Origin of the sequence: Methylorubrum populi, assembly GCA_036946625.1 — a bacterium.
Taxonomy (GTDB): Bacteria; Pseudomonadota; Alphaproteobacteria; order Rhizobiales; family Beijerinckiaceae; genus Methylobacterium; species Methylobacterium populi_C.
In genome coordinates this window covers 36379-50255 of record JAQIIU010000003.1, presented here as the reverse complement: position 1 = coordinate 50255, position 13877 = coordinate 36379, and the positions used below count along the sequence as shown (strand labels likewise).

At 64.2% G+C, this 13877-nt stretch carries 10 protein-coding genes; 4 read left to right on the top strand and 6 right to left on the bottom strand.

Going from position 1 to position 13877, the window contains the following annotated elements:
* Nucleotides 1–144: 144 nt before the first annotated feature.
* The 6 genes from PGN25_11675 to PGN25_11650 form a co-directional block, all read right to left on the bottom strand.
* Nucleotides 145–1395, bottom strand: coding sequence for a hypothetical protein (locus PGN25_11675; GenBank protein ID MEH3118215.1), 1251 nt, complete (start codon nt 1393–1395; stop codon nt 145–147).
* A 453-nt stretch (nt 1396–1848) separates the two neighbouring features.
* On the bottom strand, nt 1849–3456 hold the full coding sequence (locus PGN25_11670) for an ABC transporter ATP-binding protein (protein ID MEH3118214.1): 1608 nt from the start codon (nt 3454–3456) through the stop codon (nt 1849–1851).
* Between the two features lie 40 nt (nt 3457–3496).
* Complete coding sequence (locus PGN25_11665; GenBank protein ID MEH3118213.1) at nt 3497–4378, bottom strand: ABC transporter permease; 882 nt, start codon at nt 4376–4378, stop codon at nt 3497–3499.
* Nucleotides 4379–5383, bottom strand: coding sequence for an ABC transporter permease (locus PGN25_11660; protein ID MEH3118212.1), 1005 nt, complete (start codon nt 5381–5383; stop codon nt 4379–4381).
* Nucleotides 5384–5560: 177 nt separating this feature from the next.
* A complete protein-coding gene (locus tag PGN25_11655; GenBank protein ID MEH3118211.1) occupies nt 5561–7183 on the bottom strand; it encodes an ABC transporter substrate-binding protein in 1623 nt (540 codons plus the stop codon).
* Nucleotides 7171–8148 (bottom strand): LysR substrate-binding domain-containing protein, encoded by a 978-nt coding sequence (locus PGN25_11650; protein ID MEH3118210.1) that lies wholly within the window; start codon nt 8146–8148, stop codon nt 7171–7173. The genes PGN25_11655 and PGN25_11650 overlap by 13 nt, the downstream gene beginning before the upstream one ends.
* A gap of 348 nt (nt 8149–8496) precedes the next feature.
* On the opposite strand from PGN25_11650, the gene PGN25_11645 reads away from it, so the two are divergent.
* The 4 genes from PGN25_11645 to PGN25_11630 all read left to right on the top strand — a co-directional run bounded on the left by PGN25_11645 (nt 8497) and on the right by PGN25_11630 (nt 13871).
* On the top strand, nt 8497–9705 hold the full coding sequence (locus tag PGN25_11645) for an aromatic ring-hydroxylating dioxygenase subunit alpha (GenBank protein ID MEH3118209.1): 1209 nt from the start codon (nt 8497–8499) through the stop codon (nt 9703–9705).
* An 8-nt stretch (nt 9706–9713) separates the two neighbouring features.
* On the top strand, nt 9714–10769 hold the full coding sequence (locus PGN25_11640) for an iron-sulfur cluster-binding domain-containing protein (GenBank protein MEH3118208.1): 1056 nt from the start codon (nt 9714–9716) through the stop codon (nt 10767–10769).
* On the top strand, nt 10769–12028 hold the full coding sequence (locus tag PGN25_11635; GenBank protein ID MEH3118207.1) for a cystathionine gamma-synthase family protein: 1260 nt from the start codon (nt 10769–10771) through the stop codon (nt 12026–12028). Before PGN25_11640 ends, PGN25_11635 begins: the two co-directional genes overlap by 1 nt.
* A 232-nt stretch (nt 12029–12260) precedes the next feature.
* On the top strand, nt 12261–13871 hold the full coding sequence (locus PGN25_11630; GenBank protein MEH3118206.1) for an FAD-dependent oxidoreductase: 1611 nt from the start codon (nt 12261–12263) through the stop codon (nt 13869–13871).
* The last annotated feature ends 6 nt before the right edge of the window (nt 13872–13877 follow it).

The window sequence follows — 13877 nt, the reverse complement described above, 5'->3', positions numbered from 1 at the left end:
TGTCGGGAACGACCCGTGAATCACTCCATACGCCCCGTGTGAACCCTATCTCACCGACTCAGCCCAACCGAAACCGCTCTAGATCACTCGCAATACGTGATCGGTGACCCGACCACGCACTCGATGAGCGTACGGAATTGCCGATCAAAAGTAGTAACCGATATTCATATGGAAACTGGTCTTATACCGATTGTCACCCCCGGCCCCGAGGCCCTGCGTGTACTGCCCCGACCCGGTGTAGGGATCATTTCGGCCGAAGCGAATTTCCGTATACACATAGACACTCGAAATATCGCGCAACGTCCAAGCCGAGCCCACGATATAGCGCTCGCTATCTTTGTAATCGACCTTATCCTTGTAGTAAGCGCTGTAGTTTACATAAGGGACGATCTCCGAGAACGGGCCGATTCCCGGAGTGAATTTGTAGGCCAGGTCCCCGGAAAAGAAGAAACCCTTCGCCGCGACGTTGTAGGATCCGTCGTATCCGCCGATCGTGATCAAGCTGTTGCGCCCACCGGGGTTCTTCGGATCGATATCGATCCGGGCACCGAGCGCACGAAACGTCCATGGACCGTATGTTCCGACGAAGTGAATCGCCTCCTTCTGCGTGGTCCCGAACTGTGCGGTATTATAGTTGTAGACGCTCGAATGCCAAATCGAGGCACCGATGGTTGCAGTCACGTCGGCTTCGCGATAGAAAGTATACTCGCCGCGTCCGACCAGCATCTGCTGTTCGGCGTTGTTGGAACCTCCCGCGACATAGCTGTCCGCCTTGACGATATTGCTCGAATAGCGTGCGCTGTCGCGGCTGATACCGAAGTAATTCCCGCCATCCGCAGGGAAATAGGCGATCTGATAATTATAATCCTTGTCGACGTGCGAGAACTTGAATCCCGCGTTGTAGACTTCCTCGATCCCCATGACGAAGCCGATCGTTTCGTAGAACGTCGTGCTGAAGTAGGGAACAAGTCCGAAAGAAACCTGCTGAAGTCCCACCGACAGGCTGTCTGTTGGGGTCAGTTTGACACCGATATATGCAAATTGCAAAAAATTGAACTCTCCAAATTTACTTTTGTAGCCTGCCTCGCGCGTGTAGGGGTACGCCCCGCCGTAGAAGCGATACTGAGCCGCACCGAAGATGGTGCTCGAATCGTAGGCGGCTTTCAGGATGAGCGTATCGAAACCGAAGTAGCTGCGCGTATCCGGCGCCCCGGTTCTGGCATTCGTCGAATTGAAGTTGGCATCGACTCGCGCGCGGATGGCCCCGCCGAAGGTCCATTTTCCATCGGCCGCGATGGGCGGCGGCGCCGGCGCGGCGGGCGACGCGGGAACGACGCTCCTGACCCGGATCTTTCGCCGAGGCTCCGGGACCGTAACCGGCTGAGCGCGATTCACTCTCGTCGGCTCCGCGTCGATCTCCTGTTGTTGAGCGAAAGCTGCTCGGCCTGTCGCAAGCAAGAGACTGCATGCGACGACGCTGCGTGCCAGATGAAAACGCGTCTCTTGGCCAAACATAGTCCCAAAACCCCCGCGGTTGCCCGGCGACCGTCCGCTCTAATCGGATATCTGAACGGCTGCCTTGGTCAGGAGGGTGGGTGGAATTACTCTCGACACAAAGATCAAAATTCTATTGCGATCATTTTTTTTGTAATAGATCAAAATCAGATCATAAACGGTGCGTAAAGGGCCGAAAGCAAGGGGCATGTTGCCTTGCTGGATACGACTGTCTGGTTTGGAATCCGGTTCCGGGCGGATTTCTGCGATCGATGAATCAGGGAAACGCGCAATCTCACGGTCGTTGTCGCATTTCCATGCGCCGAACCGGTACTCACTTCGGGGGAAGATGATCTATCCGTGAGATGACACGCCGGCTTGACGCTTTTTGTGGAACGTCTGACCGGGAATCGCCGCGACGAGTTCGCGGGTGTAGGGGCTCTCCGGATCGGCCAAGACTTGCTCCGGCGTCCCGCGCTCGACGATGCGACCGCGGCGCATCACGACAACCACGTCGGCCATCTGGGCCGCCACTCGGAGGTCGTGGGTGATGAACAGCATCGTGGTCCCCGTCCGCGAGCGGATCTCGTCCAGGAGTTCGAGGACCTGTTTTTGAATGGACACGTCGAGGGCAGACACACTCTCGTCGGCGATGATGATCTTTGGGCGCATCGCGAGGGCCCGAGCGATGCCGATTCGCTGCCGCTGGCCGCCGGAGAAGGCCCCCGGCTTGCGCGCGAGGCAGGCAGGCGAAAGCCCGACGTCGCGCACGAGGCGCTCGGCCTGCTGCCGCGCCATCTGGCGCGTCAATCCCCCGAGGACACCGGCACGCTCGAGCATGTCACCGACGGTGCGCTGTGGGTTGAGCGAGCCGAACGGATCCTGGAAGATCATCTGGATGAGATTGCGGCTCGCGCGAACGTCGTGACCGCTCAAGGTCGCGAAATCCTTGCCGTCGACCACCACGTGGCCGCCGCTCGGCTTGATCAGACGGATGATCGCGCGCGCCAGGGTACTCTTGCCGGAGCCCGATTCGCCCACGATCGCGACGGTCTGTCCCTCAACGACGTCGAGATTGACCCCGTCCAGGGCGGCGACCGTGCCGAAATGTTTCGACATGTCGCGGACCGAGAGCACGGGATAGCCCCGCTCGATGCAACTCCGTCGCGGCGTGCCCGCAGGGACGGCGTCGAGCAGGGCTCTGGTGTAGGGATCCGCCGGCTGGGTGAGAACCTGTTCCGCTGGCCCCTGTTCCACCACTCGCCCGCGGCGCATCACGACGACGTGGTCGGCGATGTCGGCGACCACTCCGAAATCGTGGGTGATGAACAGGATTCCGTGGTCTTGCCTGTCCCGCAGGCGGCGGACGAGGTTCAGGATTTGGGCCTGCGTGGTCACGTCGAGGGCCGTGGTCGGCTCGTCGGCGATGAGCAACTGAGGATGAAGGCTCAGGGCCATCGCGATGACGACGCGCTGGCATTGGCCACCGGAGAGCTGGTGCGGCAGGCGATGCATCATCGCCTCCGGATCGGGCAGTTGAACGTCGTTCAGGAGACCGAGGACCCGACGAAACACGTCCTCGCGCGTGAGATTCGGCTCGTGGATCTCGAACATCTCGCCGATCTGAGCCGCGACGGTCATTGACGGGTTCAGGGACGCCATCGGCTCCTGGAAGATCATCGCGATGGACCGTCCCCGCAACGCACGCAGACGCGCTTCGGACAGCGACAAGAGGTCGGCCCCCCCGAACAGCACGCGGCCGGCGACATGCTTCAGTCCCGTCGGCAACGCCCCCATGACGGCGCTCGACAGGATCGATTTTCCCGAGCCGGACTCGCCGACGATGCAGACGATCTCCCCGCGCTTCACCTGGAAGCTCGCCCCCTCGACGGCGAACGGGCGATCGGACCCGCCGGGCAGGCGCACGGTCAGTCCGTCGATGGTCAGCACGGGCTCCGACATGGGGGGCTGCTCCGGGGACAAGGCGTTCATCGATTCGAACTCAGACGGGAGCGGCGGGAGGAGCGATCGCCTCGCTCGGGGTGCCGCCGGCGAAGGCGGCCTGGCCGGCCTCCCGTAGCGCATCCGACAGGAGCGACAGGCCGAGCATCAGCGACGAGATCGCGATGCAGGGAAAGACGATGAGGTGCGGGAAGGCGATGGCGAGGCTGCGGCCCTCGTTGACCATCCCGCCCCAATCGGGGGTCGGCGGCGGCAGCCCGAGGCCGAGGAAGCCGAGGACGCCGATCGTGATCGCCGTGTAGCCGAGCCGCAGGCAGGCATCGACGACGAGAGGTCCACTCGCGTTCGGCAGGATATCGACCAGCATGATCCGCCACGCGCTCTCGCCCTGGGTCACCGAGGCTTCGACGAAATCGCGGCCGCGCAGGTCGAGGGTCAGGGCGCGGACGATCCGGAAGATCGCGGGCGAACTCGCGAAGGTCACCGCCAGGATGATGTTGAGACCGGATGCGCCGAACCGCGTGATCACGACGAGGTAGAGCACGAGGATCGGGAACGACAGGATGACGTTGGCCGCGAAGGACAACAGACGATCGATGGCGCCGCGATAGAAGCCCGCTGCCAAACCCGTCGCGATGCCGAAGATGTAGGCGGTGCCGGTCGCAAGGCAGGACCAGATCATGACCGAGCGTGCGCCGAAGACGAGGCGCGAGAGGATGTCGCGACCCAGGATATCGGTGCCGAGGTAGAAGACCCCGTCCTGAGGCGTCCCCGAGAAGGGCAGGGTGAGAGGTACGAAACTGCGCAGGGGATCGTGCGGTGCCAGCCAGGGCGCCAACAAGGCGCAGGTCAGCCAAAGGGCGACGACGGCACCGCCGAGGAGACCCAATGGCCGACGGCGGAGGGACAGGAACGCACGCATTCAGACGGACTCCGCGGATTTGGAGAGAGGCGTCGCGCTTCCGACGATGGGGGCCGGGGCCGCGCACGTGACGCGGATCCGACGGGTGCGCGGGTTCAACCAGGTGTTGATCAGATCCGAGCAGAGCTGCGTGACGACCACCACGAACACGCTGATCATCGCGCAGGCTTCGATCACGTTGATGTCGCTGTTCAATCCCGCTTCGTAGAGCAACGAGCCGAAGCCGCGATACGCGAAGAAGACCTCGACAACGATCACGCCCGAGAGCAGCCATGGGATCTGCAGCATGATGATGGTGGCGGGCGCCACGAGCGCATTGCGCAGGACGTGGCGACCGACGATCCGCCAGGGACCGGCGCCCTTCATGCGCGCCGTCCGGACGTAGGGCGCGTTCATGACTTCCGCGACCGATGCCCGGGTCACGCGGGCCAGATAGCCCGTGCCGTAGAGGACGAGGACGAGGAGCGGCAGCACGATCTCCTGCCAGGAGAATCCAGACGTCATCGTGCTGGCACCCGGCAGCAGCCCGAGCCAAAAGACGAAGAAGCCCGTCAGGAACACCGCGCTCGCGAATTCCGGTACGGACGTGGTGACGATGCTGAAGATCGAGATCACGCGATCGACCGCGCACCCTTCGCGGATGCCGGCAAGGATGCCGAAACCGAGTCCCAGCGGAATCATGAGGGCGAGCGTCAGCACGCCAAGGATGGCGGTGGCGACCAGTCGTTCGGCGACGAGTGGAAGAACGGGAACCTGATAATGGAGCGACCGGCCCCAGTCTCCGCTGAGGAAGCTCCTCAGCCATGCCAAGTAACGAACGAGAAAACCTTGATCGTAACCGTGTTCATGCAGCCACTGCGTGCGCTGTGCCGCGGTCGAGAACTGTCCGAGCACTTTCACCGCGACATCGTCGGAGTCGAATTCCAGCAGGAGATAGACGATGACCGAGACCGTCAGCATCGTCAGCGCGATCTCGATCATTCGGACGAGGCCGGTGCGCAGCATGTGTCGTTCCTTGCAAGCCGCTGGGCGAAGTCCGCGGTCGGGAAAGCGCCGGCGCGCCGATCGGACGCGCCGGGCAGCGATTGAGGCAGTCGATCCGATAGCTCCGGACCGGCGTTGTCGATCAACGACTTTTTATGATCTCACCCTGGATGGCATAATAAATCTACCGTGCAAGTTTCACGCGATCCAGGTTTTGAACAGCTCAAACGACTCATTGGGCGGGAGAATGTAACCCCGCACCCGGCTGGAAACTGCCGTGTACTTGTTCATCCAGAATGGCTGCACCATGAGCGCGGCGTCCTGAAGAATTTTCTCGACGGGTGCCATGGCGACGGACCGAGCCTTCGGATCGATGATTCCCATCGCGACATCAAGGGCGGCATCGAACTTCGGATCTGCGAAATGGGTCTCGTTCCAAGCCGCGCCGCTGCGATAGGCGAGGTCGAGCGTCTGCACGGCGAGCGGGCGGTGTGCCCAGTAGGTCAGACCGAATGGCACTTTGTTCCAGATCGGCCAGTATTGGGAAGCTGGCATGATGTTGAGTTTGACACGGATATTCGCGTCGGCGCACTGCGACTGCAGGACCTGCGCCGTATTCTGCTCCCAGACACCCTGGGTATTGCCGACGGCGATGGACAGGTCGAGCCCGTTCGCGTAGCCGGCTTCACGCAGGAGATGTTTGGCCCGCTCCAGGTCGCGCTTGGGTGCGGCGACCGGCGCATATTCGGGCTGGAAGGGGGCGACATGGCAGTTCTCGCCCAAGACGCCGGCGCCACGGATAGCGATGTCCAGGAAGCGGCTGTTGTCGCAGGCGAGGACCACGGCCTGCCGCACGCGGATGTCGTCGAACGGCTTTTGATCGACCTGCATGCGCATGACGGGCGTCTGCGCGGCGCGGACTCTGAGGATCTGCACGTCCGGCAGGCGCTTGGCGAGGTCGAGATCGGCGACGTTGATCCGGTAGAGGATGTCGACCTGACGCGCGGCCAGTGCGGCGAGATGGGTGGAGATGTCGGTACCGAGATCGATGAAGCGGATCTCGTCGAGATAGGGCGCCTCGCCCCAATACTCCGCGCGGCGAGTCAACGTCGCCTTCTGGCCGACCTGGAACTCCGTCAGCCGATAGGGGCCCGTGCCGATCGGATTCTTGGTCCAGTCCGTACCGGACGTTCCGAAGTCCCGATGCATGATCGGGGTGTTCGGAGCGTAGAGCATCTCGGGCAGTGCGAGCATCGGCCGATCGAGATGCAGGCGCAGTTCCATCGGGCCGAGGATCTCGATGTCGCGCAAGGCGGCGAAGCTCGTCTTGTTCGACGATTTCGAGTCCGGGGCAATCCAGCGGCGAAGGTTGGTGGCCACGTCCTCGCTCGTGAAGGCATCGCCGTTCGACCACTTGACGTTCGGCTGCAGGTGGAACGTCCAGGTCTTCAGATCGGGAGAGGGGTCCCAACTCGCGGCGAGATAGGGGTGGACGATGTTGTTCGCATCGACCCTGGTCAAGTATTCGAGCACGTTGCGGAAGACGTTCGCGGCCTCGAACCAGTTCGATTCCGCGGGATCGTGCATTTCCTGGATCTGGCAGGCGAAGCGCAGGCTTCCGCCGCGCTTCGGCGTCTCGGTCGCGGCGGCGCTGCCGGTGCCGGAACCGGCGAAGGCGGCGGCGCTTGCCGCCGACACGCCGAGCCATGCGGCCGTCCGCAGGAAGTCCCTCCGGCCGATATGCCCTCCCCTGTAACTGTCACACAGCTCGTCGACGGCAGGATGCTGCGGGCGGCCGCTCAACGTCTTCAGAGTGAACATTCCAGTCTGCCCTGCTTCTCGTTCGAAAGTATCGTCGGTGACTTGATCCCGGATCCCTTTTGAAATCCGGCGAAACGCTCGATCATCCAGGTGCGGAACAGAGTGACGCCGGGCTCGGTCACATCCTCGGGATGGAAGGTCAGGTAGTAGCCATGCCCGTCCTCGCAGACGACGTCGTAGGGTTGCGCGAGCTGCCCGCTGGCGATCAGGTCGGCGAACATGCGGGTGTCACCCAGGACGACGCCGGACCCCGATTGCGCGTACTGGATGGCGAGGCTCGACGTGTCGAACGCCAAGCCCCGCTCCGTGTTGAGGCCGATCCCCGCCTGCGCGGCGAACGCATCCCAGATCACGCCGCGCGGCTGTCCGTCGATCCGGACATGCAGCAGTTCGTTGGCGGCGAGGAACGCGGCGAGATCCAACCCTTCCGCATCCTGGGCGACCTCGGGGGCGCAGAGCGGCGTGACCTGGACCGTCCAGAGGAGGTCCCGGATCGCGTCGCCCTGGCGCGGCCGGTCGTAGATCACCGCGATGTCGAGGTCGCGCGTCGGGACGCCGATGACGGAGGAGCTCGATACGTCGATCGGAATGTTCGGAAATTCCCGCCGGAAGTCCCGGAGCATGGGAATCGCCATATGTTGGAGGAAGGACGGCGGCATGTGGACGCGAAGGGTCCGCGTGAGACCGCTGCCGTCGCGCAGGATCTCGTTCATCGTGTCCTGAAGACGGTCGAAGGACTTCGTGACCACGGGCAGAAGCATGGCGCCCGCTGCGGTTAGCACGAGCCCATGCGGCCTGCGCTCGACGAGCTTGCATTCGAGCAGCACCTCAAGGCTGGCGACATGCCGGCTGAGCGCACTCTGCGTCACGTGAAGCGCCTGGGCACCCGCCGTGAAGCTTAGATTCTTGGCAACCGATTCGAAGGCCCGGAGGGCGTTGAGCGGCAACCAGCGTCGATCGATCATCGGATTCCTCCCTGGCAATCCCGGAGAGGTGCTTCCACAACTCTCGATCGCGCCGGTGTAGGTAGCGGGAAGGCTCTCGTCGTGTGGGAGTTCTAGCGGGGTGATCTCGGCAGCCCTAGTGTTTCCTTGCGTCGTGATTGATCCGGTGATCGCCCATGAAAAGCGCTCATTGCTCACGAAGGCGGCGACCATCAAGAGAATCGCCTATCAAATGAGCTTTTCTAATAACGATCTTTGATTTGATCATAGAAGAGAGCAATTGCTTTTATGAGATACCCGCATGCCAAAATGCAATTGTTCTAATCCGAGACCCGCATGGCATCGTCTTCCCGAATTCCGGAGGCACCCATGCACGACCTGACGCGGATCCGCCGACTGCTCGATGAACGTCGTCCCGGCTACACGCTGCCGCAGTCCTTCTACAATGATCCCGAGATCTATCGCTTCGATCTCGATGCGATCTTTGGCCATTCATGGATCATGATCGGGTTCGAGGTCGAAATTCCCTCGCTCGGCAACTACATTGCCACAAAAATCGGCGAATCACCGATCGTCATCGTCCGGGACCGGGCAGGGGCCATTCGCGGCTACTTCAACTCCTGCAGGCACCGCGGTGCGCAGATCTGCGAGGAGGGTCACGGCAGGAGCGCGCGCCTGGTCTGCCCCTATCACCAGTGGACCTACGGCCTCGACGGCAAGCTGATGCATGCCGGGCGCATGCAGGAGAGCTTCGACCCGGCGGAGCATTCCCTCGTCCCGATCAAGGTCGAAGTAGTGGCCGGAACGATCTACGCGAGCATCGCCGAGACGCCGCCGGACTTCACCGCCTTCCGCGCCGGATTGACGCCGCTCCTGGCGCCCCACGATCTCGCCAATGCCAAGCTCGCCCACCAAAGCACCCTCATCGAGAAGGCCAACTGGAAGCTCGTAATGGAAAACGGGCGCGAGTGCTATCATTGCGACGCCAAGCACCCGGAGCTTTCCTTCACTTTCCCGACGGGTACGAGCAGGAACTTCGACTACAACGGTGACCCGCGGCTCGCCGACTTCAACGCCCGCATGGCGGATATCGGCCTTTCGGTCGGGCCGATCGAAGGCGATTGGTATCAGGCGATGCGCTTCCCTCTGAACGAGGGCTGCGTCTCGATGTCGGAAGACGGCAGTTCCTGCGTTGCCAAGCTCATGTGCGAGGCCGGCGGCGGCGACATCGGCTCGATGCGGTGGGCCCTCGAGCCCCACTGCTTCGCCCATGCGGTCGGCGATTTCGTGTTCATGTTCTCGGCGATGCCGACCGGTCCGCAGGAGACCGTCGTCACCGCCAAGTGGCTGGTACACAAGGACGCGCAAGAGGGCGTCGACTATAAGGTCGAAGAACTGGTTCGTCTCTGGACCGTCACCAACATGCAGGATCGTGACCTCGCGGAGAACAACCAGCGGGGCGTCAACGGGGCCGGATACCGGCCCGGCCCGTATTCGGAGGATGCCGAGGAACTCGTCCGGCGGTTCGTCGACTGGTACTGCGGGAAGGCCCGAAGCTTCATCGCAGCGAACGCTTGATGCGGGCGATGAGCGTCCAGACGCGTAGAAGCGCGGGAACTGCCTGGGCGGCCGGAGACGATTGCCTCGTCTGCCAGAGCGTCCGGGATGAAACGAGGGATGTGAAGTCGTTCCGGTTCGCCGCCGAGTCCGGAGCGCGGTTCGTGTTCCATCCCGGCCAGTACCTCACCTTGGCGGTTCCTCTGGAGACCGGTCCCGCCTGGCGCAGCTTCACAATCGCCAGTTCGGCCCTGCGCGATGAGTCCGTCGATCTCACCATCAAGGCGCAGGCTGACGGCAACGCCACGCGCTGGCTGCACGATCACCTTCGCCCTGGCATGGGCCTCGCGGGCCGCAAACCCGGCGGCTCATTCCGGCTAGAATCGATCCCGGAGCGGCCTCTGGTGCTCGTCTCGGCGGGCAGCGGCGCGACGCCGATGGCCGCCATCCTGAGGTGGCTCGCCGATCACGGTGCGCCCACCCGCGTCCACCACGTCCATGTCGGCCGGACACCGGAGGACCTGCTGTTCCGGCGGGAACTCTCGACGCTTGCCGAACGGACGGGCCGTTGGACGCTCGACTGGATGGTCACAAGGGGCGTCGCTCAGGACGGCATTCGCGCAGGACGGCCCGACGCCGGGCTGTTCGGCAAACTGATTCCGACCCTCGGCGAGGCGGAGGTGTTCGCATGCGGGCCGGGCGCGTTCATGGCCGCGGTCGAAGCGGCCCATCGCGCTGCCGGCGGTGCGCCCGAACGCTTCCATCAGGAAGGCTTCGGCGGCGAGGGCAGCATGGTCGTCCCGCCGCAGCCGACCACGCAAGAGCAGGTCGTCCGCTTCCTGCCTTCGGGCAAGGAAACGCGGACCCGTCCCGGTGAGAGCATCCTCGAAGCCGGGCTCCGCTTGGGTGTGCGGATCCCGAATTCCTGCCGCCAGGGCATCTGCGGCAGCTGCCTCGTTCAGAAGGAGACGGGCGAGGTCGCGATGAACCACGAAGGGGGCATCTCTGACGAAGAGGTCGCCGACGGCGCCATCCTCGCCTGCTGTTCATATCCGCGCAGCCCCGTGACCGTGAAGGTGTCCTGATGAACGCCGCCGACCGCGTTCTCCATCCCGAGACGCTGACGATCGCCCACGGCTACGATCCGCATGCCCACCAAGGCGCGGCCAAGCCCCCGATCTTCCCGACCTCTACTTACCTCTACCGCTCGGCCCAGCACGCGAAGAACGTCCACCGCGCCTATTTCGACGGTGTGCCGCTGCCGGAAGGCGAGGAATCGGGCTTCATCTACGCCCGCGTGGGCCATCCGAACCTGACGATGATCGAGCGGCGTCTGGCTGTCCTCGACAAGGGGGTCGATTCTGCCGTGTTCGCCAGCGGAATGGCGGCGATCAGCACCGTGATGCTCGCCTTCCTCCGTCCCGCCGACACGATCCTGCATTCCCGTCCGCTCTACGGCGGCACTGACAGCCTCCTTTACGGCGAACTGAGTGCGCTCGGCATCAGGTCCTTTGGCTTCCGGGACGGCCTCGACGGCGCGGCCGTCCAGGCCGAGGCCGAACGCGCCATGCAGGCCGGCTCCCTGAAAATGATCCATGTCGAATCACCGGCAAATCCGACGGGATCGATCACCGACCTGACGATGATCGCCGAGATCGCCGATTCGATCCGCCTCCGGCAAGGTCATCGCCCGATCATCAGCGTCGACAACACCTTCCTCGGACCCTTCCTGCAATCGCCACTCGAACATGGCGCCGACCTCTGCATCACGTCCCTGACGAAGTATTGTGGCGGCCACAGCGACCTTCTCGCCGGTGGCGTAAGCGGTTCGGCGCTTCTGATCGAGCGGGTCAGGAAGATGCGCACGGTGCTCGGGAGCCATCCCGATCCGCATGTCTGCGCGATGCTTCTGCGATCCTTCGAGACGCTGCACCTGCGCACGGAGCGCGCCTGCTCCAACGCGAGGAAGATCGCACGCTTCCTCGAAGGGCATCCGAAAGTCCGCTCGGTGGCCTTTCTCGGCAACAGCGGTCCGGACGGGCGTGTCGGCGAGATCCTGGGCCGGCAATGTGCGGGAGCGGGATCGACCTTTTCTTTCCGGATCGCCGGCGGCGAAGCCGAGGCGTTCCGGATGCTCGACCGGCTCGTGGTGATCCGCTTGGCGGTCAGTCTCGGCGGGACCGAGAGCCTGATCTGCCACCCGGCCACCACCACGCACTATTCGGTCCCTCGCAACAGGCGGGAGGATGTCGGTGTCGACGACAGCACCCTGCGGATCTCCGTCGGCATCGAGCATGCCGACGACCTGATCGCGGACCTCGCTCACGCCCTCGATGCTGTCTGAGAGCCTGTTTGACTGCAGTGATCCCATCTCGCCCCTCATCCTGAGGTGCCGCGTGAGCGGCCTCGAAGGGGGCTCCGGATCCCGCGCGATTCCTGGAGCCCCCTTCGAGGCCTCCGCTCCGCTCCGGCACCTCAGGATGAGGGTTCAGGATGGGAGTAGGACCTTCCCTCGCCTTGCCGTTGCCTGACGACACGGCGGCCGGTCAAACAGGCTCTGAAAGGTATCTTCAACGATGGCCAATTCCATCACTGCCGGCGTACCGAAGGATTTTGTCGATCCGCGGTCCCAGGTCGAGAAATTCCCCAACGCGCGCGAGCATGTCGAGGTGCTGGTCATCGGGGCCGGACCGGCGGGCGTGGCCGCGGCGATCGAGGCCGCCCGCCTCGGCGCCGGAGTCAAGCTCGTCGACGAGAATCCCGTCTCGGGCGAACTGATCGGCATGGATGTACCGCTCTTCTACGGCGGCCGGGCCGGTTCCGCGGTTCAGGCCAAGGCGCGCATGCTCGAACAGGTCATCGCGGCCAACCCGCGCCTGGAGGAGGCGTTTGAGGCCGGCGTCGACGTGGCGCTGGGCGTCCATGCCTGGGGCGCCTTCGTGAGCGGGCCGGGCCTCCAGTCTCTCCCGGTCCCGGTGGTCGGGCTCGCCGACGAAGCCGAGCCCTGGCTGTGCGGCTTCGATCGCCTCATCTTGGCGACGGGCGCGCGCGACCTCGTGATGTTCTTCGATGGGGCCGATCAGCCGGGCGTCATGGGCGCTCAGGCGCTGCACGCCCTCCTCGCCCGGTACGACGCCTTCGACGGGCGGAGCGTCGTCATCCTCGGTTCGGACGCGCTCGCCGTCGAGACGGCCGGACTGGCCCTCGACAGGGGCGTTCATGTCGCCGCCTTGGTCGAGGTCCGGGGCGAGCCGCAAGCCGATGTCTCGGCCCTCCGTGCGCGCGGGGTCGAGATTCTGTGCGGCCACGTCATCCGTTCGGCCGAACGCGGGCCTTTCGGCGTAACGGGCGCCATTCTTTCGGGATCGGACGGCGCGGAGCGGCGCGTCGCTTGCGACACGGTCTGTCTGGCGGTCGATCGGGTTCCGAGCGTCGAACTCCTCGACGTGGCCGGAGCCCAACTCGTCCTGGACGGCACGCGCGGCGGTTACGTGCCTCGCCTAGCGGCGGACGGAGCAACCTCGATCCCTGAGATATACGTGGCCGGCGATTGTGCCGGCCTGCGATCCGGTCCGGTCGCCGACGCCGCGGCTGCGGAAGACCGGGCGCGGAGCGTCGCCCGGGCCGTCATGGCCTCCCTCGGGCGCACCGTGGAACCTGCGGACGTGCCGTCGTCCACCCGCGATGGCGATCGGCACGCCTATCGGCTCGACTGGATGCGCGCCCTCCTGGCGTGCGGCGACGCCGACGTCCTCGCCTGCCAGTGCGAGGAAGTCACGCGCGGAGAACTGTTCGGCGTGCGTCCGCCGCGCTATCTCGGGGCCTCCTCGGAGACGATCGAGAAGCGTGATCTCACGGCGCTGATCGCCGAGGGATCGATCAACCAGGACCAGATCAAGCGCATCACCCGGGCCTGCATGGGGCCCTGCCAGGCGCGGCGCTGCCGCGAGCAGGTGGCGATGATGCTGGCTATCGGCGGCGGGACTGGGCTCGAGGGTGTGCCGCTCGCCGGCTACCGCGCACCGGTTCGCCCGCTGCAACTCGGACTTCTCGCGAGAATCGAGGAGATGCCCGCCATGCGCGAGCACTGGGACGTCTGGTTCGGCATCCCGACCCAGTGGGTCCCCTATGCCGACATCGGCACTCCCCAGGAAGCCGAGTATCTCGGCGTCAACATGCACCTGTGAGCGCGA